General features: G+C 37.5%; 26 protein-coding genes and 1 other RNA gene. 6 read left to right on the top strand and 21 right to left on the bottom strand.

Features of this window, described 5'->3' with window-relative positions; genetic code table 11:
• The first annotated feature begins 99 nt into the window (after positions 1-99).
• From BN1243_RS18405 to BN1243_RS18395, 3 genes are read left to right on the top strand one after another with little or no spacing between them, the layout of a single operon-like run.
• Positions 100-1,020, top strand: a complete 921-nt coding sequence (locus BN1243_RS18405; protein WP_062109300.1) for a DoxX-like family protein — start codon at positions 100-102, stop codon at positions 1,018-1,020.
• A complete protein-coding gene (locus BN1243_RS18400; RefSeq protein ID WP_326569851.1) occupies positions 950-1,639 on the top strand; it encodes a DUF4166 domain-containing protein in 690 nt (229 codons plus the stop codon). The genes BN1243_RS18405 and BN1243_RS18400 overlap by 71 nt, the downstream gene beginning before the upstream one ends.
• The gene (locus BN1243_RS18395) at positions 1,608-3,194 is read left to right on the top strand and encodes a YndJ family protein (RefSeq protein WP_062109296.1); all 1,587 of its coding nucleotides are present in this window, start codon (positions 1,608-1,610) and stop codon (positions 3,192-3,194) included. The genes BN1243_RS18400 and BN1243_RS18395 overlap by 32 nt, the downstream gene beginning before the upstream one ends.
• Before the next feature lie 688 nt (positions 3,195-3,882).
• Here the strand turns inward: BN1243_RS18395 and BN1243_RS18390 are convergent.
• The 12 genes from BN1243_RS18390 to BN1243_RS18335 form a co-directional block, all read right to left on the bottom strand.
• Positions 3,883-4,524, bottom strand: coding sequence for a hypothetical protein (locus tag BN1243_RS18390; protein WP_062109294.1), 642 nt, complete (start codon positions 4,522-4,524; stop codon positions 3,883-3,885).
• A gap of 223 nt (positions 4,525-4,747) precedes the next feature.
• A complete protein-coding gene (locus BN1243_RS18385) occupies positions 4,748-5,008 on the bottom strand; it encodes a metal-sensitive transcriptional regulator (RefSeq protein ID WP_062109292.1) in 261 nt (86 codons plus the stop codon).
• 60 nt (positions 5,009-5,068) lie between these two features.
• Positions 5,069-5,869 carry a multinuclear nonheme iron-dependent oxidase gene (locus BN1243_RS18380; RefSeq protein WP_062109285.1) on the bottom strand — a complete coding sequence of 267 codons (801 nt, stop codon included), beginning with the start codon at positions 5,867-5,869 and terminating at the stop codon, positions 5,069-5,071.
• Between the two features lie 16 nt (positions 5,870-5,885).
• Positions 5,886-6,485 carry a YdcF family protein gene (locus BN1243_RS18375; protein ID WP_062109282.1) on the bottom strand — a complete coding sequence of 200 codons (600 nt, stop codon included), beginning with the start codon at positions 6,483-6,485 and terminating at the stop codon, positions 5,886-5,888.
• Between the two features lie 22 nt (positions 6,486-6,507).
• Positions 6,508-7,803 carry a UDP-N-acetylglucosamine 1-carboxyvinyltransferase gene (murA, locus tag BN1243_RS18370; protein ID WP_062109279.1) on the bottom strand — a complete coding sequence of 432 codons (1,296 nt, stop codon included), beginning with the start codon at positions 7,801-7,803 and terminating at the stop codon, positions 6,508-6,510.
• Positions 7,800-8,600 (bottom strand): DeoR/GlpR family DNA-binding transcription regulator, encoded by an 801-nt coding sequence (locus BN1243_RS18365; protein WP_062109277.1) that lies wholly within the window; start codon positions 8,598-8,600, stop codon positions 7,800-7,802. The genes murA and BN1243_RS18365 overlap by 4 nt, the downstream gene beginning before the upstream one ends.
• 385 nt (positions 8,601-8,985) lie before the next feature.
• Positions 8,986-9,441 (bottom strand): NUDIX domain-containing protein, encoded by a 456-nt coding sequence (locus BN1243_RS18355; protein ID WP_062109272.1) that lies wholly within the window; start codon positions 9,439-9,441, stop codon positions 8,986-8,988.
• A gap of 297 nt (positions 9,442-9,738) precedes the next feature.
• The gene (locus BN1243_RS18350) at positions 9,739-10,347 is read right to left on the bottom strand and encodes an alpha/beta hydrolase (RefSeq protein WP_062109270.1); all 609 of its coding nucleotides are present in this window, start codon (positions 10,345-10,347) and stop codon (positions 9,739-9,741) included.
• 15 nt (positions 10,348-10,362) lie between these two features.
• Positions 10,363-11,349 carry a ring-cleaving dioxygenase gene (locus tag BN1243_RS18345; RefSeq protein WP_062109268.1) on the bottom strand — a complete coding sequence of 329 codons (987 nt, stop codon included), beginning with the start codon at positions 11,347-11,349 and terminating at the stop codon, positions 10,363-10,365.
• Positions 11,350-11,537: 188 nt separating this feature from the next.
• Complete coding sequence (locus BN1243_RS18340) at positions 11,538-11,993, bottom strand: MarR family winged helix-turn-helix transcriptional regulator (RefSeq protein ID WP_062109267.1); 456 nt, start codon at positions 11,991-11,993, stop codon at positions 11,538-11,540.
• Positions 11,994-12,290: 297 nt separating this feature from the next.
• Positions 12,291-12,374, bottom strand: a complete 84-nt coding sequence (locus BN1243_RS23110; protein WP_407638897.1) for a putative holin-like toxin — start codon at positions 12,372-12,374, stop codon at positions 12,291-12,293.
• Positions 12,375-12,549: 175 nt separating this feature from the next.
• Positions 12,550-13,605 carry a Gfo/Idh/MocA family protein gene (locus BN1243_RS18335; protein ID WP_062109265.1) on the bottom strand — a complete coding sequence of 352 codons (1,056 nt, stop codon included), beginning with the start codon at positions 13,603-13,605 and terminating at the stop codon, positions 12,550-12,552.
• A 219-nt stretch (positions 13,606-13,824) separates the two neighbouring features.
• Here BN1243_RS18335 and BN1243_RS18330 point away from each other — a divergent pair, with 219 nt between their 5' ends.
• From BN1243_RS18330 to BN1243_RS18320, 3 genes are all read left to right on the top strand, one after another.
• Complete coding sequence (locus BN1243_RS18330) at positions 13,825-14,589, top strand: ABC transporter ATP-binding protein (RefSeq protein ID WP_062109263.1); 765 nt, start codon at positions 13,825-13,827, stop codon at positions 14,587-14,589.
• Positions 14,579-16,510 (top strand): ABC transporter permease, encoded by a 1,932-nt coding sequence (locus BN1243_RS18325; RefSeq protein WP_062109261.1) that lies wholly within the window; start codon positions 14,579-14,581, stop codon positions 16,508-16,510. Before BN1243_RS18330 ends, BN1243_RS18325 begins: the two co-directional genes overlap by 11 nt.
• Before the next feature lie 395 nt (positions 16,511-16,905).
• Entirely contained in the window at positions 16,906-17,331 is a 426-nt protein-coding gene (locus tag BN1243_RS18320; protein WP_230200254.1) for an LAGLIDADG family homing endonuclease, read from the top strand.
• A gap of 328 nt (positions 17,332-17,659) precedes the next feature.
• On the opposite strand, the gene ssrA is transcribed toward BN1243_RS18320, so the two are convergent.
• The 9 genes from ssrA to BN1243_RS18275 all read right to left on the bottom strand — a co-directional run bounded on the left by ssrA (position 17,660) and on the right by BN1243_RS18275 (position 26,849).
• Positions 17,660-18,002: a transfer-messenger RNA gene (ssrA, locus tag BN1243_RS18315) on the bottom strand.
• 207 nt (positions 18,003-18,209) lie between these two features.
• Positions 18,210-19,439 carry an MFS transporter gene (locus BN1243_RS18310; RefSeq protein ID WP_062109259.1) on the bottom strand — a complete coding sequence of 410 codons (1,230 nt, stop codon included), beginning with the start codon at positions 19,437-19,439 and terminating at the stop codon, positions 18,210-18,212.
• Positions 19,440-19,460: 21 nt separating this feature from the next.
• Positions 19,461-19,658: a Gfo/Idh/MocA family oxidoreductase gene (locus tag BN1243_RS18305; protein ID WP_062109257.1), complete on the bottom strand. Its 198-nt coding sequence runs from the start codon at positions 19,656-19,658 to the stop codon at positions 19,461-19,463.
• Between the two features lie 20 nt (positions 19,659-19,678).
• The gene (locus BN1243_RS18300; RefSeq protein WP_062109255.1) at positions 19,679-20,476 is read right to left on the bottom strand and encodes a sugar phosphate isomerase/epimerase family protein; all 798 of its coding nucleotides are present in this window, start codon (positions 20,474-20,476) and stop codon (positions 19,679-19,681) included.
• Between the two features lie 213 nt (positions 20,477-20,689).
• The gene (smpB, locus tag BN1243_RS18295; protein WP_062109252.1) at positions 20,690-21,157 is read right to left on the bottom strand and encodes an SsrA-binding protein SmpB; all 468 of its coding nucleotides are present in this window, start codon (positions 21,155-21,157) and stop codon (positions 20,690-20,692) included.
• A gap of 170 nt (positions 21,158-21,327) precedes the next feature.
• Positions 21,328-23,637, bottom strand: coding sequence for a ribonuclease R (gene rnr, locus BN1243_RS18290; RefSeq protein ID WP_062109250.1), 2,310 nt, complete (start codon positions 23,635-23,637; stop codon positions 21,328-21,330).
• A 21-nt stretch (positions 23,638-23,658) separates the two neighbouring features.
• Complete coding sequence (locus tag BN1243_RS18285; RefSeq protein ID WP_062109248.1) at positions 23,659-24,405, bottom strand: alpha/beta hydrolase; 747 nt, start codon at positions 24,403-24,405, stop codon at positions 23,659-23,661.
• 237 nt (positions 24,406-24,642) lie between these two features.
• Entirely contained in the window at positions 24,643-24,873 is a 231-nt protein-coding gene (gene secG, locus BN1243_RS18280; RefSeq protein WP_062109245.1) for a preprotein translocase subunit SecG, read from the bottom strand.
• A 116-nt stretch (positions 24,874-24,989) separates the two neighbouring features.
• The gene (locus BN1243_RS18275; protein WP_062109243.1) at positions 24,990-26,849 is read right to left on the bottom strand and encodes a discoidin domain-containing protein; all 1,860 of its coding nucleotides are present in this window, start codon (positions 26,847-26,849) and stop codon (positions 24,990-24,992) included.
• Positions 26,850-26,926 lie beyond the last annotated feature (77 nt).

Below are 26,926 nucleotides of genomic sequence, written 5' to 3'. Positions count from 1 at the left end.
GCCTCCTAGTACTCGAAACTAATACACTAATTAATTTCTACTAGAATTTCATTATTCCTTCCAATTTTCTATGGTAAGCTACTAACAAGAGGTGTTCTTATGAAAACTAAACCTATTTACGTAGAAATCCCGATCGAAGCAGAAATGGATCGATTATGGGAGGCAACGCAAAATCCGCAGATGCATGAACAATGGGATCTTCGCTTTTCATCGATTACTTACAAGCCGAAGGAAGAAGGGCAACCACAACACTTTGTCTATGAAACGAAGATTGGCTTAGGACTAAAAATTGCTGGTTGGGGCAAAAGTGTTGGTGAACACCATGCAAAAGACGGATCACGAACATCTTCCTTGCATTTTGGAACAGACCAGGCACTTTCGATTATTCGAGAAGGGCGCGGTTACTGGAAATACGAACCTAATGGGAACTCTATCAAATTCTTCACACAATATGATTATGATGTGAATTGGAGAATAGTAGGAAAAGTTATCGACAAATGGCTATTTCGTCCAATAATAGGCTGGGCAACAGCGCTTAGTTTTGATGTTGTGAAAAGATGGCTGGAAAAAGGGGAAACACCCTCCTCTCAATATATTCGATTCTTTTGCAGTTGGTTGATTACATTCCTTTTCCTATTCATTTGGCTTTATCATGGGCTCGTTCCTAAGATTACGAATGCGAATCCGGAAGAAATTGCAATGCTAGAAAACCTATTACATTTGAACACAGATTTAGCACAATCACTAACAGCGATTTTTGGTGTTGGGGAAGCTTTATTTGGAGTCATTTTATTACTTTATCCCCGAAAAAGGATTTTATTTGCACTACAAATGATCGCTTTTCCATTGTTAGGTGCATCGGCAATTCTTTCTAATCCAGAATACTTAGCCCATCCGTTTAGCCCTTTAACTTTTAATCTAGCATTAATTGTTCTATCGATTATTGGCTATGTATTATATAAAGACTTACCCACTGCAAAAAATTGTAAGAGAAAGCGAGTGCGCCATGTCCATTTATAAGGAAGTGATGGGGAAAGATTTTGTTCATCTTCATCCAAAGCTACAAAAGAGATACGAACAATTGGAATTCACTCCTTTTCAAGCGAAAGGCGTGATGAAGAACATCCAGGGCGGGCCAAAATATTTGTATCCATTTTTCCAATTAGGTGTTATGTGGAAACTGCTTTTTCCAGAGCGAGGAGAAGATATCCCCTTTACAATCGCAAACACTCCTCTCATTGGTCAGAACGGTGAAAAACAGATTCATTGGGAGCGGATCTTCTATTTTAAGAAAAAGAAGCGCTATTTTAATGCCTTAATGAGTCTTGATGCAAAGAGGAAGATTATTAAAGATTATCTTGGTGAACCTAGTTTGATATATTCGGACTTAGTTATGACAGCAATGGCGGATGGTAGTTTGCAAATCGATTCAAAAGACCAGCGTCTTGTTCTAGGCAAGATCGAAATCCCTTTACCGCAGTTGTTCCAAGGATTGGCAACTGTGAATGAATGCTATCTTGAAGAGGAAAAAGTGTTTCAGATTAAAGTCGTTGTGACAAATCCAATTATCGGAACTGTTTTTGCGTACGAAGGAGAATTTAAACCATATGACACTTCGAACATTTTCATGGATTCATAGTTTATTATTTTTAGTTATTGCTTATTTTAGTGTGCAACCGTGGCCATCACTTATGTTAACACTCGCACAGATAGTATTTATTCCAATCGTTCTACAATTAGTTCAAAACAAGGGAGATTGGTTTTATAAAAATTATTTTTTATTCGCCATTCCCGCTTACATAGCCGTCGCCATTCTTCAATGGACAGATCGGACAGCCTTTGATGGTGGTTTGGCAGCGATTTATTTATTATTCACTTTAGTTGTTTCATTATATGGGGTAGCAAGATTTTTACGAAGGGGCTTTCGAGCTTTAGAGGAATTTACGATCGACTTAGGACTCATTTATTTAGCGATTGGCGGAATGTGGTTTTTTGCTTCAGAAGCTAATATTGATACAGGGTTTTCTGCTCTAATTACATGGCTAACAGCAATCCACTTCCATTATTCAGCTTTTTTATTGCCGATCTTTGTAGGTTTTCTAGGGAGATTAAGAAAACCCCGCTTGTTCCGACTCGTGTGCTTTCTTATTCTCATTTCACCGCTCGTTGTCGCAATCGGGATTACCTTTTCACGTTGGATCGAGTTATTCTCTGTCATTTTCTATATCATCGGCATTATAGGATTACTAGTTATCACTCTCCAAGCCCGCTTTAAAACGGCTTGGCAAAAAAGCATAGTTTTGATTTCATTTGCCGCATTACCTGTTACGATTGGCTTTTCGCTCCTATATGCACTAGGAAATTTAGGAAGCTCCTTTTATGTTACGATTGATTTCATGCTTCGCTTTCATGGGGTTATGAATTGTCTCATTTTTGGGTTGCTCGGTGTGATCGGTTGGTCTCTTTGTGTTCCAATTTCTAAGGTGCGTGCTTTAAATTTCCCTGTTAGTCGGATGCGCGGGAAAATAGTAGTCGGGGAAAGGCTGCTGAAAAAGAAAATTGATAACAGGAAAAAGTATCGTGGACTTGTCGATAATATGGAGATATATGAATCTGTCTCCCCTTCTCCAAGTGTTCGAGATTTTTATGAAAATACATTAGACTATCGACTTTTTGCAATAGTAAAGTGGAAAGGCTGGTTTAAACCTCTCGCCTACGTGTACCGATTCGCGAGTCGCCACGTAAAACAGCTTAATTTACCTTTCTCCAATAAAGAGGTAGAAATGATCGGCGGGATTTATCCTATTCACGATGATGCTGACGGAAGGAAAGCACCAAGGGCCTGGGTGCGAAAAGTCAGAGATGAAGTGGTCTTTGTCGCGATTTATTCCGAACATCAAACGGAAACAAAAACGTATATGAATATCGCTCTACCCCTCCCTTGGTCGTCCATGATTGGAATTTTGGAATTAAAACAAATGGGTGAAGGACTCCAATTATCAAGTAAAGGTTGCCATGAATCTGATGCAGGGATTTACCTCGCTTGGAAACAATTTTTATTCAAGTTACCTTTATCAGAAGTTTTCCATGTAGATGAAGTGGCAAGTGGAGAGTTGAAAGCTCATCATAAAATGCGGATTTTAGGTGTGCCGTTTTTAACGATTGATTATCGGATCGTTAAGAAGGACGGCTAAATAAAGAACTTTCCATAAGTCACTGAACAACCAATATTGAAATCCAATATGACGGTCAATTGATTGGGTTGATCAATGACAGAAGGAGTATGTAATTTAGTGTTACGAGTAATGTTCTGGCTGAACAAGTGACGCTTCTATTCGACCGAAGAAAGAAAAAAAGCGGAAATGGGCGAATAGAGACTTTCTATTCGACCGAAGAAAGAGAAAAAGCGGAAATGGGCGAATAGAGACTTTCTATTCGACCGAAGAAAGAGAAAAAAGCGGAAATGGGCGAATAGGGTATTTCTATTCGACCGAAGAAAGAGAAAAAAGCGGAAATGGGCGAATAGGGCGTTTCTATTCGACCGAAGCAAAAGAAAATCACAGAAATGCGCGAATAGGGCGTTTCTATTCGACCGAAGGAAAAGAAAATCACAGAAATGCGCGAATAGGGCGTTTCTATTCGACCGAAGGAAAAGAAAATCACAGAAATGCGCGAATAGGGCATTTCTATTCGACCGAAGGAAAAGAAAATCACAGAAATGGGCGAATAGGGCTGTGGCATGAGAAAAGGTTAGCTATCGTTTTTTGGAAGCTTCTTTTTGTTTAATTCCTTTAGCGTGGAAAAGCAAATGGAGAAAAAACGAATCGATTTTCTCCATTTGCTTTATTATAGGATTTTAAAACAGGGCTTATGTATGCCCTATTAAGATCGAATCGTTGACATTAACTCTTTTTTCATATTCTTCATTTCCTGCCAGATCGCATCTTTTTCCAGGTTATGTTTTTTCGCAATCTCTTTCAGAGTTGTACCTGCTTGATGTTCGTTCCATATCTCTACTACAGGACGATTGCTAAGTTTTGCAATGACAGCTGCCTTCATGAACTTTTGAATGCAAAATTTTTCAGTGTTAGCTTTTAACTTCTGTAATTCTGCCACAGGCGTATTCGTATATTCAGCTAGAAATTGAAAAATAGCCGCTTCATTTTCTTTGTAAAACTTTTTCATTTCCTCATGTTTAGCTTTCATTTCTTCATGCTTTGCTTTTACCTTTTCATAATCGACTTTGAAATCAGCTGCCGTTTTTTCCCATGAACCACTCTGTTTGTAATGCTTCAAAATGACAGCAATATCAAGCTTTTCACTGGCAACCATTGCTATTCCCTTTGCCTTAAAAATTTCTTCTTTCGTATACCCTTGGTCAACGAGGGATTTCCAATCTGTTTTCTCCATTTTCGAATGATCAGGCTGCGAAGGGCCTGGCTCATGAGCCGATACACTCGCCACTGTCATCATTCCCATAAGCAAGAAAGTTAACGAAACAACTAACAATTTACGTTTAAACAAAAACAATCACTCCTTTTCTTCTATTGTCGCGTGTTAGTTTAACCAGAAAAGGAGGAAAAATGAGTATTTGTTAAATTTTTACCATTTAAATGTTCGATAGGAAAAGGTTCAGTACCAAGCTCCAATTCCAGTCTTTACGTTACAAGCAATCTCATAAGAATCTTTTTGTCAATTTATGTTGATAAATAAAATAAAAAGCCCTATTATACCCCTAGGACTTTTCTTATCTACTTTTCACTAATAAATTGACTGCTTCTTTCACAATTTCTTCTGTGCTCTCGCCATTTTCAATATTTTGTCGAACACATTGCTCTAGATTATTACTAACAATTAAACCAATAGTGCGATCAATCGCATTACGTGATGCAGATAACTGTGTGACGACATCCCTGCAATCCTTATTTTGCTCAATCATATTTAAAACACCTTTAATTTGACCTTCAATGCGTTTTAAACGATTGACAACTGATTTATCATAATCCACTTGTATTCTCCTTCCGTTGTTATCTAACTTCACTAAGAGTATACCCCTGTGGGTAAGATGTCAAGTGGATGATGATTTAAACTTTAGTATTGTACTTAACTGCTTTAACTGTCTTTCTAGAACATCGACTTCACTACGCCATTCAAATTTCGGTCCCGTTCCTCCATATTCCAATGTGACGACTTTTGGATTTGTTATCCGTAGTGTCCGAGTTAACAGTTCATAATCGATATCTTGCATTTCCAAATGGCGATCACGTAAATGGCCTTTGTCAGGATCTGGCGCTAGTCCACATACATGAATCTCTCTCACTCGATCGAGTGGAAGTTTTTGCAGATACTCTATCGGATCTTCTTGTCTGTGCCAGGTGGCGACTCTAAGATGGGCTAAATCCAACAATAGATCCACATCTGCTTGCTCACAAATTTCTGTTATCACTTCTGGATCAGTCGCAGGGCGGAGTGTCCCTCGAAATCCATAATAAGGAACATTTTCTATAAGTAAGTCGACATCCATTTCTGCTTTCCACTTAAGGACATTTTTTAGCATTCTATCGATAATTTCTTCATCACTAATATTGTCCGTGTCCCAATCTTCCTGTTTCGCAAGTAAATGCAAAGCAATATGAGGAGATTTACATGCTGCTACCGCTTTATTTATATCAGGAAAATCAAATGCGGAAAAATCAGTGAGACTTGCATGGGGCAAAGTATGCAAAAGCATAGGGGCATAGGGCCTGCATATGTCTATTTCCTTCCAAACCGTATCCTCTTTAGAAAGCTTAATCCAATCGATCGTGACAGCTCTTTTATCCAATAAAGAAAGTAGTTGCGGTGAATAATTACAACCTAATTGAACCAAACCAATCCACTCCTTTTTACAATTCTTCGTCCATCAATGCCCCCCAACGGACATATTTAATTATTTTTTTCGCTTCTTCTGTAGCCCGTGCTCTTCCCTTTTCGCTTAAAAACCAATTATCTTTTTTCGTAGATTGGTTCTCCGCAGGGCAAAAGGAATACTCAATCCAACTCGGCATATACGTTTTTAAAGTCAAAAAGGTTCTCCGCATATGATAGTTGGAAGTGACAATTAATAAGCGATTGATATGGTGAAGTTGAAAATATCTATCTAAAACTAGTAATGATGCAAGGACGTTTTCTTTTGTATTCCGTGATTGGGTTTCAACTAAAATATCTTTCTCCGGTATACCAAGCTTAATTGCTTCATTCTTAAGTAAAACAGCCTCAGGATGAGGGCTACCTTCCCAAACAGAACCACCCGAAAACAAGATTTTATTTGCCCGGCCTTCCCGATATAATTGAAGCGCCTTTGGCAGTCGGTATTTAGAAGCGATTCGACTGCCAAATACAAAAATACAATCTCCCTTTTCTACATCATCATCCATATTTGTATATAGCAGTTTATGAATCTCTTTATCTGATAACTGGTCTGGATTTAGTTCGGAAATTTCCATTTGACCATCTTCCCTTTAAAGTTTATCGAACATCAAAATAAGGAATTTCTTCATCAAAAAGAGGTGTTTCATGCAAAGCAATCTTCGCTCCAAGCGACTGAAATGCTTGCACTGCGTTTTCATAGCCTCGTTCAATATGATGGACTCCCGTAATTTTTGTCTGACCTTCTGCAGCCAATCCCGCAAGAATTAAACAAATCCCTGCTCGAATATCTGATGCATGAACGAGAGAACCTTTCAAAGCTGTTTTCCCTTTAATAAAAGAAACACCTGAACGCACTTTAATATCGGCACCCATTTTTCTTAATTGATGAACATGATTAAAACGATGAGGATAAATTTTATCGGCAATAATACTTTTACCATGAGCTTGGGTTAACAAAGCCGCTAATGGTTGCTGCAAATCCGTTGCAAAACCAGGGTACATCGCTGTTCTTACTCTCGTAGCTTTGATGATGCCATTTGAATGGGCCGTTACCGAGTTGTTGCCTTCCTCAATATCGAATCCGATTTCGGATAGCTTTAATAAGCATGATTTTAAATGCTCAGGGATTACGTCTTCCACTGTTACAGTTCCACCTGTTAGCCCTGCAGACATTAAAAATGCCCCTGCGATTAAACGATCAGGAATGACTCTATGGGTACAACCCGTTAAATATGTCACTCCCGTTATCCGAATTGTATCTGTCCCAGCGCCACTTATCTTTGCCCCCATCTTATTTAATAAAATAGCTGTATCAATGACTTCAGGATCCCGTGCTGCATTTAATAAAATCGTCGTTCCTTTTGCACGAACGGCAGCTAACATGATGTTGATTGTCCCACCGGAAGTTATTTTATCGAAAAAGATGGTTTCGCCTCTTAACTCATTTGCCTCTACCACATAATAATCTTTATGATAGTTGAACTTGGCGCCCATCATTTGTAAAGCTTTGACATGTTGATCAATTGGCCGACTAACAAAATCATCTCCACCTGGATAGCCAACTTCAACTTTTCCATATTTAGCCAATAAGGCACCGACAAAATAATATGCCGTTCTAAAAGTTGATGTCTTTTTAGGATCGAGGGATGTATGAACGATCTCTCTGGGATCGATCCGAACGACACCGTTAAGGTCACGACTAATTTCACAGCCAATTTCATCACAAATTTCACTAATCACACGAAAATCAGCAATATTAGGTATTCCATATAACGTCACAACCTCATCACTTAAACAAGCTGCAGCTAGTAAGGCAAGTGAGCTATTTTTAGAACCTGGAATACTTACAGAACCATGTAATGTTGGCGATTGTTCTACACTAAGCCATTTCAAAGGGATTCCACTCCATTCTCTTCATCCGCAAAAATAATCTCTACATTTCTTTTTCTAATTTCCTGAACAGCCGTCTCAGGTGCAGCTTGATCTGTAATGACGACATCCATTTTTTCAATCGGTGTTAATGTTATAAACATTTGTTGGCCTAGCTTTTCATGTGGGGCTAAACAAATATTTTTACGAGAAACTTGTGCCACCATTCGCGCAAAGGCTGCGCCTTCCGGAGTTGCAGTACTGATCCCATTTGCAGCAATTCCCCCACCTGTTATAAATGCGATATCTAATGTAAATTTACTCATCATTTCGATTGCAAGAGTATCAATTATGCTTCCAGCTGACTCTGCACGAAGTTTTCCTCCAATTAGGTAGGACGTTACATTTTCCTGTTTTCGAATGAGTTCAGCAATCTTCATTGAATTGGTTATGACAGTAAAAGGAATATCATTCGGAAGATACTTAAGCATCCCATATTGAATTCCAGCACCGCCGATATATACCGTTTCATGCTCTTTTATTAAAGAAGCAGCCAACTTGGAGATCGCATTTTGATGCGGGGCTCCATCGCCATATCTTCGTGATTCTGGCTGTGGCATTGTGCGAACCTTAGGAGTCGGGATTTTGGAGATCGCACCTCCATAGGTTTTTTGCAACAAACCTTGATCCTCCATGATCGTTAAATCTCTGCGGATCGAATCAATCGATATTTGGAACATCTCCGAAAGATCTTTAGCAATCACTCGCCCTTCCTTTTGCAAGATTTCTACTATTTTCTGTCTACGTTCCTCGGCTAACATGACTTTCATCCTCTCGAAAGAGTTATTGTTACATCATATTATGCCTGATTATTCATTATTGTCAATGCATGCATTCATGTTTATTCATTTTGTTTCATTTTACCCTCTAGATGTTGGAGTGTTGAAGATGAAAAGTGTTCGAAAAAAACTCAAGCATTATAATGGAGAGAAAGCTTTATATTAGCGTTCTCCCGAAGGATGAAGGAGTGGGAATATATGAGTGGCGAAAACAAGATAAGCAACTTTCATTTCAATAATAATTGAATCAGCCCATTTGTTAATATAAAAAGAGCCTAACTATACAAGTTTTATATAAAAACTTGCATAGCTAGGCTCTTTAATTTTTTTAGTTCGCATGTTGAGAATAATATTAGCAATTACAACATCACCACTTCCCATGTTTAGGATATTCTTCGTTTATGTATTCTTGGATTCTTTTTTTACTGCCAGGCGAAATATCCTTTGGTAAATCATCAACCTCAAATAAATTAATCTTCTCTATTTCATTATTCTTTTTTGGTTGTAAAGTGAAGTTTGTACAAATAAATACAGCGATATGATCATTTTTATATTCAAAGAAATTACTATAAACACCAAATAGTTTAATGTCGTAAAGGTTAGCACCTAGCTCTTCTTCACATTCTCTTCTAATTGCCTGTTCCAAAGTTTCATTTTTTTCTACGCCCCCGCCGGGAAGATACCAATGATTCTGATAAGTGTGCTTCACTAATAATATTTTTTTATCTTGAATTAATAAAATTCTAACTCCCATAGTAATTGGTCTAGTAATATACCATTTTAACTTAGCCGCTTTATATAATGTTTTCTTAATTAAACTCAATTAGTTTCTCCTTTCTAAATACTTTATACAAGTTTTATTCTGCAGAAAAATTAAGAATCCTGCACTTTAACTTCACTTATTGAAGTCCACATAATTTGGAAAATCGATGGCAATCCCTAAAAATTCTATTCAGGTTTATTGGATTGATCGTTTAAAAAGAACTCTCCTCCTTTTTCAATATTTTCATCTAAGTACAGTATCGATTCAAAAGAAAAAAACGCCACATGAAAGGCGTTTTCTATTAGAGAAAGTTACTACTTTATATTAAGTAAGCTTACATTTGTAGATTTTCCATCCCTACAGCACATTCTCCCGATACCACTTACCTGCTGCTTCCACTTCACTCATTGTCAACTGGTGGCCTCTATTTTCCCAATGAAGTTCAACATCCGCACCAGCATTTTCCAATAACGATTTGAGATCTTCCGACTCTTTCGAAGGACAAATCGGATCATTCGTACCAGCTGCAATAAAAATAGGTTTGCCTGATAATTCAGGAAGCTCAATTCCTCGTCTCGGTACCATTGGATGATGCAAGATCGCTCCTTTTAGGGCACCTTGATAATGGAAAAGCAAGCTTCCTGCGATATTAGCACCGTTTGAATAACCGATCGCCACGATGTTCTCGCGATCAAATCCATATTTTTCAGCTGCTTCATCCAAAAATTCATTTAACTCTTTTGTACGGAAAACCAAATCCTCTTCATCAAAGATTCCTTCGGCTAAACGTCGGAAAAAACGCGGCATTCCATTTTCTAACACATTTCCTCTAACACTTATCACATTTGCATCTGGATCAATTCTTTCTGCCAATGCTAGTAAGTCATGCTCTGTTCCACCTGTTCCATGTAATAAAAGTAGAGTTGGTTTTGCCGAATCATTTCCTTTAATAAAAATATGCCTCATGGTTAAACCTCCCCCTTAGTTCTCATATTCTTTTTGGAATTCTTTTGTACTTCTAACAGTATCAATTGGACGAACTAGCTTCTCAATTTCATCCCGCTGTGCTTCAAAGTATGGCGGCAATGATAATTTTTCTCCTAAAGTTTCGTATGGCTCATCTTCCATAAACCCAGGTCCATCTGTGGCGATTTCAAATAAAATTTGTGGAGTCACTCTAGAATATAAGGAGCCAAAATAGAACCGCTCGACAAATCCAGAATTCGGTAAACGGAAGGACTGCAAACGTTTTGTCCATTCATCTAAATGAGCACGATCTTCTACACGGAAAGCCGCGTGATGAACTGTTCCAAATCCTTGGCGGGCACTAGGTAGCATCGTATTGTATTCCACAACTACTTGCGCACCGTTACCACCCTCGCCCATTTCAAATAAATGGAAGGAACCATCTTCGGCAACTTCCTTAAACATAAAGACTTCTTCAAGAAGTGCCTTAAAATAATCAAATTGAGAAACCCGAACGAAAATGGGACCTAAACCAGTAATCGCATATTCCAATGGAACCGGACCTTTTTTCCATGGTGTACCAGACACCACCCCTTTATTATGTTCATCAGATATTAATTGGTATTGTTGGTCATCAAAATCTGCGAAAGAAAGTGTCTTCCTGCCAAATTGTTCTTTGATCTCTGTATGTTTTACATTCAATCGGTTAAATCGCTTGACCCAATAATCTAAAGCCGCATCAGTTGGAACGCGGAAAGAAGTTTTAGAAATTTCATCTGTGCCATGTACCCCTTTTGGTATTCCTGGAAAGTCAAAAAACGTCATATCTGTACCAGGTCCACCAACATCATCCGCAAAAAACAAATGATATGTTTGAATATCATCTTGGTTCACTGTTTTCTTAACTAAACGAACTCCTAATACATTTGTAAAAAAATCATATATCTTTTCCGCACTGCTTGTAATGGCTGTAACATGGTGAATTCCTTTTAATTCGTTCATTGTTGATTCCTCTCCTTTATCTTAGTACTGTTATAGGAACTAGAGACTCATTAAGATTCGCTTAAATTATCTCTAATTTATATATCTCTAATATGAGATATATAATAATATATTTTTCTAGTTCTGTCAATTATGCAGGCTACAAAAAAAACAAACTGCTTTTACGAACAGTTTGCCCTAATAATTGTCTAAGATTCTGGATTAAATTTACCTAACTTTTTTAACTGCTCCACCATAACTTGCTTTTCACTCAGGTTTAATCCGCCCATAATTTCAGTCATCGTTTCTGCGTGTTTAGGAAAAATTTCTTCCATTAATTCTTTTCCTTCATCTGTAATAGCAGCATAAGTCACCCTTCGGTCAGTCGGACAAGCCACCCGCTTTACATACTTCTTTTTCTCCAACTTATCAACAACATAAGTTATACTACTTGAAGCAATTAATATTTTTTGGCCAATTTTTTGGATTGGCTGATCTCCCTTATTGAATAACAACTCAAGAACCGCAAATTCTGTTGGATTCATGCCATAACTTTTATAGTTATTGGCCATTTTCTTATCAATCGCTTGCAATGCGCGGTATAAAACAACATATAGTTTTAAGGATAATTCCTGGTCTTGATTTAAGCTTTCTGAACTATTCATATAATCATCACCTATTTTAAAATTCTCTAATTTGTATATCTCTAATTAGTGTTATTCTAATATATTCTTTAGTAATAATCAAATTTTCATTACATTAAATTATAAATATTTTTCTCAAAACCATATTTCAATAAGTGAACCATTATTTCATTTTATGTTATAATAAATATGAAAATGGAATATATTAAAAACGACCGTACGGCGCTGGAACGCCGAACGGTCAGTAATAGAATCGCTTTAAAGGCGATCAGCAATTTGCGGATAATCCGCCCATCGCTTGCTAGGCTCAAGGGCGGATTATTTCTTATGGTTAAATGACAGGATTGCCAGGATTAAACTTGAAAAAGCGATTGCAAGCATTAACCCCTCGAATACAGTCATCATAACAGCATCTCCCTCCATCTCAAATTGACCGAGACAGGGACAATGGAATGGTGCTGACCACCCTTGAAAACCTATTCTATTACATACTCATTATACCATTAAATCCCTATACAAATTTAAAAAAGCAAGGCTATAAAAGATCATTACAGCCTTGCTTTTGTTTCCCAAGTTACTATAACTCCACTTCTTTTCCTTTTTCGGAAGACTCATAGATCGCTTCCATAACTTGAGATGTAATAAGGACATTATCAATATGTGAGCGAATTTTTTCATTTTTAATAGCTGATTTAACGAAACCATCAATCTCCTCATAGAACATGTCACTGTGAGAGTAGGATGGAGTGACTTCTAGCAGATTCCCATTTTCAGCTGTAAAGAATTTAAAGTCGCCGCCATATTGCAGTTTGATTCCACCTTTATCACCTAGGAATTCAATATACTGCGCAGCTTCTCCGATATTTTGTGCCCAAGCTCCATTGAGCGTAAGTGTTGGCCCGTCTGTGCGAATAAAACCAGTTACAAAATCGTCTACATCATAAGTACCGTTATAGTTAGGAGGACCAGCCCACATGCCTTTATACGTATAATTTTCCATATCCTTACCCAATTGACAATGTGCTGTACCTGAAACAGTTTTAATTTGTGGATTACTTAAGCAATAGAAAATGAGATCTAGGTAATGAACTCCCCAGTCAATTAATACTCCTCCACCCGACTCGGCTTTTGTTGTAAATGGACCGCCAAGCCCTGGAATTCCGCGATGGCTTCGGAAAGAACAATACACATGATAAATATTTCCAAGATCACCTCGGTCAATCATTTCTTTCACTTTGTTAACAGATGTGTGAAAGCGATTAACAACACCGATATTCAAAATCCGATTATTACGGTTGGCTGCTTCTTGCATTGCGTAAACTTGCTCCATATTCATTGCCGCAGGCTTTTCACATAAAACATGTTTGCCAGCATTTAAGCAATCAATGGAAATCTGAGCATGGGTACCGTTTGGCGTACAGACCGAGATCGCAACAATTTCGTCATCTTCCAAAATTTTACGATAATCTGTCTCTGTGTATGGGACACCATATTTTTCAGCGTAATTTTCTGCACGCTCAGGGATAATATCTACAAAATACTTTATTTCAGTTAACTCGTTCTTCAAGTAAGCCTGGATGTGGCTTGGTGCTATCGTCCCACAACCAATAACCGCAACTTTAATCTTTTCCATTACTGTTACCTCCTGTTATCGCAGCTGTTTTTTTATATTTAACCGCTAAGTTTGTACACTAGATAAATTTCGACAAAAGCAAAACTTATCCTGCTAATTTTTATAAACAACTTTTATATTTTTTCCTTCACTGAATTGTAAGATATTTCCCAATAATAAAGGTTACAAATTATTTTTGTGGATTAAAATAATAATATGTCATGACTTGGAGGAGAAAAGGTGCTCATTTTAGATGCTAGTCATATCGTCAAAGTTTACGGCGAAGCAGGAGAGGCTAGTTCCACGGCTGCGTTAGGAGGAGTAAGCTTGTCCATGAACAAGGGTGAGTTTATAGCCATAATGGGTCCATCCGGAAGTGGAAAGACAACTTTCTTAAATATTTTAAGCGGGATCGACCAACCAACTTCGGGCGATGTAGCTATCTCCGGTCAAGATTTGAACAAAATAACTGGAGATCAAATTGCGCTATTTCGCCGTAAACAATTAGGCTTTGTCTTTCAAGATTTTAACCTTTTAGATAGCCTCACAGTAAAAGAAAATATTATTCTACCAATGATTCTTGAAAAGAAATCAGCAAATGAGATGGAAGAAAGGGTTAGAAACCTTGCAAAACTTTTTGAAATCGAATCCATCTTAAATAAATATCCTTACGAGGTCTCTGGAGGGCAACAACAGCGAACAGCCGTTAGTCGAGCATTAGTGAATAAACCAAACATCATATTTGCTGATGAACCGACTGGAAATTTAGACTCTAAATCTTCAGCTGTTATTATGGAATGCTTTGAAAAAATAGTGTATGAACTTGCGACAACTGTACTCATAGTAACACACGATGTTTTCGCTGCAAGCTACTGCCAAAAAGTAATTTTTATAAAGGATGGACTTATCCATTCCTCAATTGTAAAAAAGAGTAACAGGAAGGAGTTTTTTAATCAAATTATGGATAACCTCGCTATTTTAGGAGGGAGAACGTATGACGTTTAGTCAAATTGTCTGGAAAATGGCTAAAGCTCATTATAAGAAATACCTATTTTACTTTTTGTGCAATAGCTTTGCTGTAATGTTCTTCTTTATGTTTTCCACAGTCTATTTCAATGAGCAAATCAGTGAGGCAAAACAGTTAGACGGCGTCCAAGATGCTTTAAAAATACCCACTGCAGCCCTGATAGTGTTTACTATTTTTTTCATCTATTATGCCCATTTTATTTTTATGAAGCAAAGAAAAAGTGAGTTTGCGCTTTTCATGACATTAGGAATGTCAAATCGCGACATTAGTAAGCTGTTATTGTTAGAAAACGGGGTTATCGCTCTCTCCTCCATTATTACTGGGATTATTGGAGGTACTGTCTTTTCTAGACTTTTCTTTTTGGTACTAATAAATAGCGTGGGATTACAAGCTGTTTCCTTTCATTTAACAAGTAATATGTTTCTTTATTCCATTATTGCTTTTGTCATTGTTTTTTTCATAGCAGCTGGAAATTCACTGTTTCTTACTCTGAGAAGAAATATTGCTCAAAATTTGAAGAGCGATAAAGTTGCTGAGACAAACAAAATGAAAAGTCCATTGATTGGTGGGATCGGACTAGCTTTTTTAACTGGATCACTCTTGTTTCTTTATTTGACTTATTCTGATTCTTCTGGGGAATATCTATTCATGTGGACGATCGGCGTATTTACTGGATTGTATATTAGCCTTTATCAATCGATTAGCCTTTTTATTGAGCTTTTTAAAAGAAATAAAGGTTTTTATTTTCGCAAACTATTATTATTGGCGAGTCTTGAGTATAAGTTTAAACAACTTACATCTCTGTTTATGCTTATAACAGTAATGGTCATGATCACGATTCTTTATAGCAGTTTATTATTAACCTTTTACAACTTATCTGAAAAAGAAGCAATTGAAATTAATCCATATGATGTCGCCTTTCTGCAAACTGAAACTAAAAATTTTTTACCTGAAGACGAGGTTGGTTCTATATTGAACAATAAGGAGCACCTTGTCATCCCGATTTATTACTACTATGAAAAAAGCGCCTATCAGGATCTGTATGAGCGCTATAGCTTTATTCCGGTAAACGAATTTAATAAACTGACATCTACTCAAAAAAGTTTAGAGGATGGGGAATTCATTCATTACATAAATGACCATCCTGAAAACATTATAGGTCTAGATGAATATAGCGAAACCCTTACATTTGGGGAGGAGAGCTATAAAATGAAGGAAAAAATAGCTCAAAGTAGGATAAACTTATTCGTTTCCAACTTCGAATATATTGTTGTTAGCCCTGCCGATTTTGAGTCATTGAAACATCAGTTAGATGGTTTTGAAGCTAATCTTCATTTAATTAATCTTGATAACTGGAAATCCTCGGCTGCGGCTGTAGAGGAACTATCGGAGAAATTTAAGTTATTAAATGCGTCTAGTCCGCCATTTATCGGAACTCAAAATCAATATATGTTTGAAGAAGACTTTTTTCAAGTTGCCTCAAAAGTGGAAAATTATAATTTCAAGAAAAATTCCAACGGTCTCTTATTTTTCGTTACAACTTTTTTAAGTATCCTTTTTTTCTTTGGCTCATTTGTTTTGTTATATCTCAATCTATTTTCTGACATTGATAAGGAGAAACTTAAATACAAAAAATTAACTAAGATCGGAATTACATCACAGGAAGTAAAGAAAACGATTTCCCAGGAATTAATGGCTCTATTCTTTATCCCAACTATTACGGGCATTATTTTAGCCTTTCTGTATATCGTTATTATGGCAACAGATATTGGTGGGATCACACAAAATCCAGTGATACTCGCCCATTTCTTTATCATTGCTGGAATCTACTTTTGTATTCAGGTTGGGGCCTTCTTATTTGCTAGGAGGAAAATGGCTTCGCATATCATTGGATCATGAGAACAATGGAACGATGTACAGGTATTCGGGAAGCATGAAATTTGCTGCAGTTTTTGATGCTTCCTTGAGATTTTATTATCATCAGGATTTATAATTGCGCCTTTTCACCTTTGAAGCATCTTCTTGTGTGAATGACCGTTCAACCTAACTTGTTCGTTATCTTCAATAGAGGTGGAGACAGAGTTACTTTCAGCAAGTCCATTAATAAAAAACACTGTGATTAAAGCCTTCTAAGGGTTGAGCCTGCTATGCCACTGTTTAAAAATTTTGCATCTCGACATAATCATATATAGTCCTATGAATTTTACTTCTACATTTTTATAGAGTTGCTTAATAATCTATTTAATATTATAATCAAAATAAGAACACACATTCCCTCAGAAACTATTATTTGTATGATTGGAGGAATTAAAATAAAAGATTGGGAGTCCGCTTATTTAGCGGGTATTGTTGATGGTGAAGGATCAGTTACTTTAACAAGAATGCATGAAGGGGAACATCGAAGACCTTGTATCACCATTTCTTCAACAGATATTGAACTTCTAAAATACATTCAAACTTTAACAAATGGATATATTATTACTAAAAAGAACTATAACCCTGAAAAACATAAAGATTCCTATACTTTAAGTATAAAAAATAAGGAATGCGTACTCATTATATTAAGGAAAATTTCCCCTTACCTAAGGGTAGATCAGAAAAGAATGCGCGCACTTCATATTATAAATAATTATGAGAAGGTTACTCCAAGAAATGGAAAATACAATGCAGAAAGTCTAAAAAGGAAATTACTATTTGAGGAAGAGTTTTTCCAATTTTAATTTAAAAAAGTAAAAACCACCAAATTATGTATTTGGTGGAGACGGTGGGACGTGCATTTCCATGCTTTCGTCATGGCACTGACTATATCTTGAACCTGATTTATAACCAGGTCCCTCGGCGTATTATGTGAAAAATAGATTTACCTTATTCAAAGACAGCTTTTCACATCCTAGTACTACCCTTTGATGGCAGCCTATAAGTCGATACACGGCTGTTGGATTGCTCCACATACCGCTCGGGGTTGCCTTATCGTGATTTTCACGACTTAGGTTTCACCGATCAAGCCGAATTTTCACTTATGTGTTACCACATAAGGCGACTATTAACTAATCGAACCCACGTCCAGAAATATCGGCACTTAAGCGTCTACGAGTGTAGTCGATATATTATTATTTCGCGACTTCTTCCGCCTATCGACAGGCATCCGAAACGCTAGCCTGATTAGTCTCTTCCTTGGTCCCCAGGCGGAGGACTTCCGGCGTATCCCACTAAGAGTGAGTCCCTTACCCTACCACATGGGCGATGGAGGGAGGAACCGCATTAGGCCTTAATTAGGCAGCTAGTGCGAAGTTGTTGTTTTCTTTGCCAGTTATTATTGGCTTTGACGTTTTTACGAGGCCGATCCCCTCGACTCGCAACCTAAGCTCGACCTATCCCTGTCGAATCCGTAACGTCCCCATATATAAAAGGTTGAGTATTTAATACTCGTTCCTATCCAAGTGGGAACTCGGAATAGATAAAGCTCAAATCACTTACGGTTATTATTATAACACATCGAAATAAAACATCAAGGATGCAAATGGGATTGGCATCAATTGCCGGTTATGGATAAGTTAAATGAAAATGCTACAAAATGTTTTTTCAACTTTAATAAATTTCATTCCAGACCACCAGACATTGCCTTTCCATGTTCTACCTTATATTGCGAGTCTTTCCTAATCCATATCCACAGCATTGCAAAGCCAATAACACCGCATGAAGCAATTAGTGTACTAACTTGATACATTGTTTGCGGACCGAGATTTTGAAACATCCATCCACCAAAAACACCTGCGATAATTCCAGATATTCCACCCCAAGTTAAAGCGTAAATCGCTTGTCCACTCGCTCTAAGTTCCACTGGGATGAGCTCAGCTGTTAGCGTTGTTCCAATATAATAATACCCTCCAAAACTGATGCTATGAAGCATTTGAATGAAAATAATTTGCACTGGACTTGTCGCAAGTGACATAAGAAACCAACGTAATACAAATAATAGACTGACAAACACTAAACAGCCGATCATCGTTGGGATATTCTTTTTTAAATACTTATCAAACAATAAAAACACAGGCACTTCGAAAATTGCAGTTAGGAAGGCTGCCCATCCAATTAATACGACTGATCCACCTAATTCATCAATATACAATGAGCTAAAGGTTTGGTTCATCGAATTAGGGACAGAAATCATTACTCCTAGAAGGACAAAAACTAAAAAATATTTATTCCCGAACAACGCTCTAGAATAACCACCTTTTTCCACCTTTTTCGAACCTTCCACCTTCCCAGTTGGTAATTTAAAACTAAAAAGAATGGTTAGGAACAGCATAAAAGTGTATATAACCCATAAGTTATTAATGCCCACAACATCGATAAGTGGACTTGCTGCTATAGCCATAATGGCCCAGCCTAAAGAGCCCCACAATCGGAATGTCCCAAATTTGTACGATGTCCCTTCGATCGTATTCAAGATAAGACTATTACTTTGCGAAAATAAAGGCGTTTGAAAAAGAAAAAAGCATAACATCGTAATAAAAACTAATGTTAAAGAGTTCATCTGAAAAACAAACTGTACAACAATAATATTCCCTAACAACATAATCATTAAGATGCGTCGTATATTTTGCAGGCGATCACTCCAATACCCCCAAAAAGGATTGGCAAAAATCGAAACAAACGGACCACCCGCCATCATCATTCCGATCGCAACAGTACTAAACCCGCTTTCTTGAAAGTAAAGTGGAAAAAAAGACATTAATATGGAAATGGAGCCGTAGAGGAAAAAATTAAAAAGTTTGACAGTTAGAAATGTGTGCTTTGTGTTTAACAATGTTATGTTCCTTTCCATTCTTCTAGCATGACCACCATACTAATGGTGGTCACGCCCAATTTTTATATCATTGCGGCTGTAGACTTGGATATTTCTATGATTTTCAACCTTTTTAGCTTCCTGTTCATTTACATCACAAATGGCAACAATTTCTGCTCCTTCGATTTTTGAATATAATTCAAGATGTGTTTTACCAATTTTCCCTACTCCTGTCACACCAATTCTTATATTCCGCATACTTTTGCCCTCCACATTAACTACAAATTACTTAGTAGTCGTTTTACCGTTCCTAGGAGCCATTCAACTTCTACATATTGATTTCCTTCTGCATTATGCTCAATACTCCAATAGCCGTCATAACCACTCGCTTTTAACATCTGAATTTTTTCTGTTGCTTCCTCAGCAACTGCCGTTCTAGCATCAAAATGAGTATGACAGACCCAAGGTGCGACCATTTCATCCCCAATTTCCTTTTCTTCTTTCCAACGTCCAATATGAAGAAGGATGCCAAAATTAGGATGATTCACAGCCTCAGCAATTTTTTTGATTCCGACCGGACTTAGAGAAGGACCTGTATGGTTTTCGGGCCCAATTTTATAACCATTATTTGCAGCACGTTCACAAAACTCTTGATAACGATTTACGATAAAATCGAACTGCTCATCACTCATTTCCATAGTAAAATCAGAGGCAGAACCAAAGGAGCCGCCAGTATCAATGCGAATTGATTGGGCACCTAAAATTTCTCCTATTTCGAGGTGCTTGAGAGCATTTTGATATAGTTGCTCCCTTTTTTCCGGGTCTGGGTCCCAAATGTGAGCACCATCAACCGCATAGTTAATTAAGGTGAGCTCCCTTTCATCCAAAGCCTCGCGAATTTTTTTCACATAATCAAGATCTGGGGATTCAAAACTTCGATTCGCGAATTGACCGTTCCACAAATCTACGGTATTTAATCCATATCGATATTTTACCGTTTCCAAGTAACCGAAAATATCCATTTTCCCTTGATTGATTGTGTGATTAAAAGAATAGCCTCCAATTGACAGTCTCACATAACCCCTCCTAATTATTACGTTTATCTAATTACCCAATATATTCGATCATCATTCTAAATCTCCTTTATATAGGGATCGAATTCATTGAATCTATTAGGCAATTTATTCGTGAAATTGGGGGATTATTTCATTAACATGAAAATATTTAACTTGTGTCGGTGAAATAAAAAAGTTGTCCAACCTTTACTTTGGACAACTCTCATTGTATATTCACATTTTCTGTCGTTCACGAAATGCTCTTTCAATATCACGTTTCGCTTCTTTCCGTTTTAAATCTTCTCGCTTATCATATTTCTTTTTCCCTTTAGCAAGCCCAATTAAAACTTTTGCGTATCCGTTTTTAATATAAACTTTTAACGGAATAATGGAGTAGCCTGCTTCTTTGGATTCTCCGATTAGTTTACTGATTTCTTTACGATGAAGTAATAGTTTCCTCGTACGTAAGGGGTCATGGTTATAACGGTTCCCTTGTTCATACGGACTAATATGAACATTGTGCAAGAATAGTTCTCCATTGTGGATCCGTGCAAAAGAATCTTTTAGATTGATGCGTCCGGCTCGTATCGATTTAATTTCCGTTCCTTGCAAAACCATTCCTGCTTCATATGTTTCTTCAATCGAATAATCATGCCGCGCTTTTTTATTCTGGGCGATTAGTTTTCCTTCCCCTTTTGGCATGTTTCACTCTCTCCCCTGTTTTCTGTTTGTTAATCATTATACAAAATTTGAATCCTCTTTTCATTTAATTCTGTATGATTCGAACCTAATCGTTACCGTTTCACATGAGAACATCACATTTCGGGAACGATTCAGAGCCATTTGTATTCCGTTTCATCCTACTTTTGTCATTAACGACGCTTCTTTCCTGGTTTCGTACTTTGATTTCGATATGTTTTTTTCTTTTTCTTCCTTGGGGGTTTTGTTGACCATTCTCCACTTTCTTCAAAGCCTTGAGGTCCCTTTGATTTGCTCTTTTTCAGTTTAACTACTTTTGGCTTCGGATCTTCACGCTTTTCTTGTCGGTTATTTTTCATACCAACGATTTCGAAATCGATGTCATGTTCATCTTTGTTGACTTTAATAACACGAACCGTTATTTCATCACCAATTCGATAAACATTTCCTGTTCTCTCGCCAATCATCGAAAATTGACGTTCATCATAGTGATAATAATCATCAGTCATATAACTAACATGGACAAGACCTTCAATCGTATTTGGCAGTTCCACAAATATACCAAAGTTTGTGACCGAACTTACGATACCGTCAAACTCTTCCCCAATTTTGTCTTCCATATATTCAGCTTTCTTCATTTCATCTGTATCACGTTCAGCGTCAACCGCACGACGTTCTCTTTTTGATGAGTGATCGGCAATTTCGGGAAGTTGAGTATCCCATTTCACCCGCGTTGTTTCATCCAATTTTCCTTGGAATAAATACGTACGAATTAAACGATGAACAATTAAATCTGGATAACGGCGAATCGGTGACGTAAAGTGCGTGTAAAACTTTGTGGACAACCCAAAGTGACCAAGACTTTCTGGATCGTATTTCGCCTGTTGCATAGATCTTAGCATAACCGTTGAAATAACCATTTCTTCCGGTTTTCCTTGAATCGCTTCCAATATTTCTTGTAAAGCACGCGGATGTACGGAATTCGCTGTACCATGAACAATTAATCCAAAGTTTGTAATGAACTCAAAAAATCTTTGTAGCTTTTCCGCCTTCGGATCTTCGTGAATTCGATAAATAAATGGAACATCCAACCAATGGAAGTGTTCCGCAATCGTTTCATTCGCTAGAAGCATGAATTCTTCAATAATCCGCTCTCCTATAGAACGCTCTCGAATGACAACATCAGTCGGCTTGCCGTCTTCATCTACTAAAACTTTTGCTTCCTTAAAATCAAAATCAATAGCTCCACGTTTCATTCGCTTCGATTGGAGAATTCCTTGCAGTTCTTCCATCAACTCAAACATCGGAACTAGCGGATCATATTTTTTGCGTAATTCTTCGTCCTTGTCAATAAGGATCTTATTTACTGCTTCATACGTCATTCTTTCTGTCGTTTTAATTAACCCTGGGAAAATTTCATGATTAACAACTTCTCCCTGACGATTCACTTCCATCTCACACGAAATCGTAAAACGATCAACCTGAGGATTAAGCGAGCAGATTCCATTCGACAAGCGGTGAGGAATCATTGGAATAACACGATCAACCAAATAAACGCTTGTCCCACGTTCAAAAGCTTCACGATCTATTGCAGAACCTTCTTCAACATAAAAGGTAACATCCGCAATATGAACGCCTAATTTATAGTTACCATTTTCAAGTTTGGTCAATGTTACTGCATCATCTAGATCTTTCGCATCTGCTCCATCAATCGTTACAATCGTTTCCCCGCGCAAATCACGCCGGTTTGGAAAATCACTTTCATCCACTATCTCCGGAATTTGATTCGCCTCTGTCATGACTTCCTCAGGGAAAGCAAGCGGTAAATCATGTTGATGAATAACCGATAATATATCGATTCCTGGGTCATTTTTATGACCGAGAATTTCTACAACTTCCCCTTCCGCATTTTTTCGATCTTCTGGGAATGTCGTAATTTTCACAATAACTTTATGCCCATCAATAGCACCCATACTTTTATTTTTAGGAATAAAAATATCATCTGCTATTTTTTTATCATCTGGAATAACAAAACCGAAATATTTACTTTCTGAATAGGTGCCCACCATTTTTTGTGATCCACGCTTCAGAATTCTTACAACTGCGCCCTCTCTCCTAGAACCGCTACTCTCAGAAGAAACTCTAACTAAAACTTGATCACCGTGCATAGCACTATTTTTTTCATGAGGAGGGATGAAGACATCATCAAGGTTTGAATCCTCTGGTATTAAAAATGCAAACCCCTTCGCATGTCCTGATAACGTTCCGCGCACCAAATTCATTTTTTCAGGGAGTCCGTAACGATTACTTCTCGTTCGAACTACTAACCCTTGTTCTTCCATTTGGACAAGAGCTTTTACCAGGTTTTTAAAATCCTCTGCATCCTCAATTTCAAGTGCTTGTTCAATATCATTAACGGTCAGCGGCTTAGCTTCTTCCTGTAAAAAATCCTGTACCTTGTCTATAAAAATGTTTTCTTCCATTTTATCTTCCCTCCTCCATGTCTAAACAGTCCAATCAAGTTCCTCTAAAAACCGATAAATATCTTCATGAAGAGTTTCCTTTTCCGGCCCAAGGGTTATGACATGAGTTGAATTTTCATACCATTTTATATCTTTATACGTTGATTCCGTTTCTTCATATATAATGTTAGCACTATTTGGATTGATCATTTCATCATGCCGTGCCTGGACAACAAATAGTGGTGCATAAATAGTTTCAACCTGATCACGAACATCCGAAATTAAATGTTGCAAAGATTTTAACGTGTTCATAGGGGTTTTTCGGAAGTTCTCCATTTCTTCCTCAATTTGTTCCTTCGATTTTCCTTCGAACTGTTTATATTCTTTTGCGTATTTTAAAATACCATCATACATACTTTTTTCTGATTTAAAATACATCGGTGCACACATGGGAATGATTCCCTTTATAGGTACAGTGTAACCGAGTTTTAAAGAAAAAACCCCTCCAAGTGAAAGTCCTGCCACTGCAATTTCTTCATGACCATTATCTTTTAAAAATTGATACCCATTCATAACGTCCTCCCACCAGTCATCTGGACCAGTGTGGACGAGTTCTTCTGGAGGAACTCCATGACCTTTATATTGCGGTGCATGGCAAGTATAGCCTTGATTTTCAAGATATCGACCAAGCATTCGAACATCCGCGCTATTACCTGTAAATCCATGGAGCAGAAGAACAGCCCTTTTTCCAGCTTTAAACGTAAATGGTTGTGGTGGTTTAATTCTCATTTTACATAACTCCTATTCTGAACATCTCAGCAGTTTATATCTTAATTTATTTTTAACAAAGTCTAACGGAACAATCCAGAAATACGATTTTATAATATTCATCACGCCAACAAAATGAAGCAAATTAACATAAAGATTATGTTGGTAGATCTTCTTGATTGGTTTTAATCTGTATATGTAATCATTTTCAAAAAATGAAAAAACCCGGCCTAGTAGACCAGGTTTATCTATTGATTATTATTCAACCATAATCACGGCAATCGCAAATAGAAAAAACAAAACAGAAAGTACTACTGTAATTCGATGGAGAATTAAGTCCATTCCCCGAGCTTTTTGCTTCCCAAATAATTGCTCTGCTCCGCCGGAAATCGCACCAGAAAGTCCTGCACTTTTCCCTGACTGAAGTAAGACAACACCAATTAGAGCAACAGCGTCAATAATTAATAAAGTTATGAATAAAGCATGCATCGAAATCCCTCCCTGCAAACGAGCATAAAACGATAACATAAATGTACCATAAAGATGAGTTAGGGACAAGATGGATTTTATACAAGTGTGTCTATTTATTTGATAACATTAACTCTTTACTTTCGATGAATCTTAATATCAGCAGCAGATGCCACTAAGCCACTAGATGCAATGGCCTCAAGCCTAATATAGCGAACGTCAGACGCTTCAAATTCAGCAATCTTTAACGCATAATCTTCTTCCCAAGTGCCACTCGCTACTTTAGCAAACTTTTCCCCATCCGTGCTTGCATAAATATTGTACTCAGTAATAATTCCATCTGGCTTAAAGTCAGCACGTGTTTGATAGCTTAGTCCCGTAACATCATAGGTGTCACCGAGATCTAAAGTAATCGCTTGTGGCAGTGGTGGACGTGGGTCCCATTCAGAATGCCAAAATGTTTTTAGATTACCATCAATTGCTTTCGATGCTTCATATCCGACATGCTCACTAGTCGAAGTTGCTTTCATTTGATCTTGCGGGACGTATTTAATCTCAGGCTCCTCAGGTTGCGGGAGGTTTTCAATATCTCGAATCATCATATCTGTTACGACTGCTGCGTGATCTGAGTAAAATGGATGCTCCTCGTTTTGATGCTCAGGCAATCGCTTGTCTAAAACGGTCGAATCAAGGATTCTCATTTGCTCACCAGAAGTCCAAATGTAATCAATCCTTCCGGGTGCTAATCCATTGCCGTGATATGGACTCCATGTATTCCCTGGGAATCTTCCTGCATCCGGATAAGCCCAGCGGTAGGAATCCTGAAAACCAGCTTCCTCCATTAATTGTGTAACCGGCCATTGCAATACAAGTCCTTCATGTCCCGGAGCATCAGCGAAACGCTCACTCCAATCCTCATGAGAAAGTGTATTAAAATCACCCGCCATAATGATCGGTGAAGAATCATCCTTCAAATAAGCAGGAATTGTTTCATTCAAGATTGTTCTAATATGCTTTATCCTCCGAACAAGATCTGTCGCGACAACCTCGGCATTTGTATAAGTTCGTGGCAAGCCGTATTTTATTTCCCCTACCGTTGTGTTTGTATGCCCCCATGCCCAATCTTCATGGTAAATCCAAGTATTAAAAACATTTACTTGCTGACCATTCGGTAATGCAATCTTCCCTCCACCAAAATGGAAATCATTCATTAGCCCGGAATAATGTGCAACTGGATATTCTTCCACGATTGGATACCGGCTATAAATCCACAAATTATCATTTTCTGGTTGATGGACTTCCTGTCTTGTTACTTTGAAGGCATGATACTGTCGGTCTTCTGGAAGTCTGGCGTTCAATCCATCTAGTATTTTTTCACCGGACTGGTATGTTTCAATTGTGAAAAGAACATCTGGATCTGCTTCACTAATATACTCGATTAATTGCTCCACATTCTCATTACCACCTGCTTCGCGACCACCACCCCAAATATTCCAGGACATAACCCGAAGTTCCGTTCCAATCTCTCCATTGATGAATTCATGAGTTACATTCACTTCAATTTCACCGTTAGGAACGGTAAAATCAGTTGATATCGCCTTTTTCCCCTTTGGATACGTAACCTTCTGAGCTAATACCTCTCCATCCTGACTAATAGTGAATGTGACTTCATCACCTATAATTTCGTTCTTTTTTGCATCGATGCGAATTTCGCAAAGCTCGCCTACTACAGAATGTTTCTTTGTTATCGATTTATTGCCAGGAGTTAAATTTCCTTTTGCTGCTGTTGTATCGCCACATACTAATTCGATTGTAGATTTTGGATTTTTAGGGATTTTTCCCCCTTTTAAATCTACAGAAAAAGTTACTTTATCATCATTACTGGATTTGTTATTATTTTTTGCTGAAGTTATTCCGATTGATTGGCTACCAATTCCAATTAATAACACGAGCATGATAATAGCTGCTAAAAACAATCCCTTCTTAACAATTGACATTAAAGCAACTCCTTATTATTTGATATTACTTAACTAAGTATCATGTGTAAAAATAAAAAACGACGTTCTCTCCATCG

This window comes from Bacillus niameyensis (assembly GCF_001375535.1).
GTDB lineage: Bacteria > Bacillota > Bacilli > Bacillales > Bacillaceae_C > Lederbergia > Lederbergia niameyensis.
The sequence above is the reverse complement of the archived record's forward strand: the minus strand, read 5'-3'. Positions and strand labels throughout refer to the sequence as shown.

Bases quoted from the DNA above. Each gene is read 5' to 3' on its own strand.
- BN1243_RS18405 (WP_062109300.1), top strand. From the start codon at position 100: ATGAAAACTAAACCTATTTACGTAGAAATCCCGATCGAAGCAGAAATG.
- BN1243_RS18400 (WP_326569851.1), top strand. From the start codon at position 950: ATGTATTATATAAAGACTTACCCACTGCAAAAAATTGTAAGAGAAAGC.
- BN1243_RS18395 (WP_062109296.1), top strand. From the start codon at position 1,608: ATGACACTTCGAACATTTTCATGGATTCATAGTTTATTATTTTTAGTT.
- BN1243_RS18375 (WP_062109282.1), bottom strand. From the start codon at position 6,485: ATGGAAATTTCCGAACTAAATCCAGACCAGTTATCAGATAAAGAGATT.
- BN1243_RS18365 (WP_062109277.1), bottom strand. From the start codon at position 8,600: ATGTTAGCCGAGGAACGTAGACAGAAAATAGTAGAAATCTTGCAAAAG.
- BN1243_RS18350 (WP_062109270.1), bottom strand. From the start codon at position 10,347: ATGAGGCATATTTTTATTAAAGGAAATGATTCGGCAAAACCAACTCTA.
- BN1243_RS18345 (WP_062109268.1), bottom strand. From the start codon at position 11,349: ATGAACGAATTAAAAGGAATTCACCATGTTACAGCCATTACAAGCAGT.
- BN1243_RS18340 (WP_062109267.1), bottom strand. From the start codon at position 11,993: ATGAATAGTTCAGAAAGCTTAAATCAAGACCAGGAATTATCCTTAAAA.
- BN1243_RS23110 (WP_407638897.1), bottom strand. From the start codon at position 12,374: ATGACTGTATTCGAGGGGTTAATGCTTGCAATCGCTTTTTCAAGTTTA.
- BN1243_RS18335 (WP_062109265.1), bottom strand. From the start codon at position 13,605: ATGGAAAAGATTAAAGTTGCGGTTATTGGTTGTGGGACGATAGCACCA.
- BN1243_RS18325 (WP_062109261.1), top strand. From the start codon at position 14,579: ATGACGTTTAGTCAAATTGTCTGGAAAATGGCTAAAGCTCATTATAAG.
- BN1243_RS18320 (WP_230200254.1), top strand. From the start codon at position 16,906: ATGATTGGAGGAATTAAAATAAAAGATTGGGAGTCCGCTTATTTAGCG.
- BN1243_RS18310 (WP_062109259.1), bottom strand. From the start codon at position 19,439: ATGGAAAGGAACATAACATTGTTAAACACAAAGCACACATTTCTAACT.
- BN1243_RS18305 (WP_062109257.1), bottom strand. From the start codon at position 19,658: ATGCGGAATATAAGAATTGGTGTGACAGGAGTAGGGAAAATTGGTAAA.
- smpB (WP_062109252.1), bottom strand. From the start codon at position 21,157: ATGCCAAAAGGGGAAGGAAAACTAATCGCCCAGAATAAAAAAGCGCGG.
- rnr (WP_062109250.1), bottom strand. From the start codon at position 23,637: ATGGAAGAAAACATTTTTATAGACAAGGTACAGGATTTTTTACAGGAA.
- BN1243_RS18285 (WP_062109248.1), bottom strand. From the start codon at position 24,405: ATGAGAATTAAACCACCACAACCATTTACGTTTAAAGCTGGAAAAAGG.
- secG (WP_062109245.1), bottom strand. From the start codon at position 24,873: ATGCATGCTTTATTCATAACTTTATTAATTATTGACGCTGTTGCTCTA.
- BN1243_RS18275 (WP_062109243.1), bottom strand. From the start codon at position 26,849: ATGTCAATTGTTAAGAAGGGATTGTTTTTAGCAGCTATTATCATGCTC.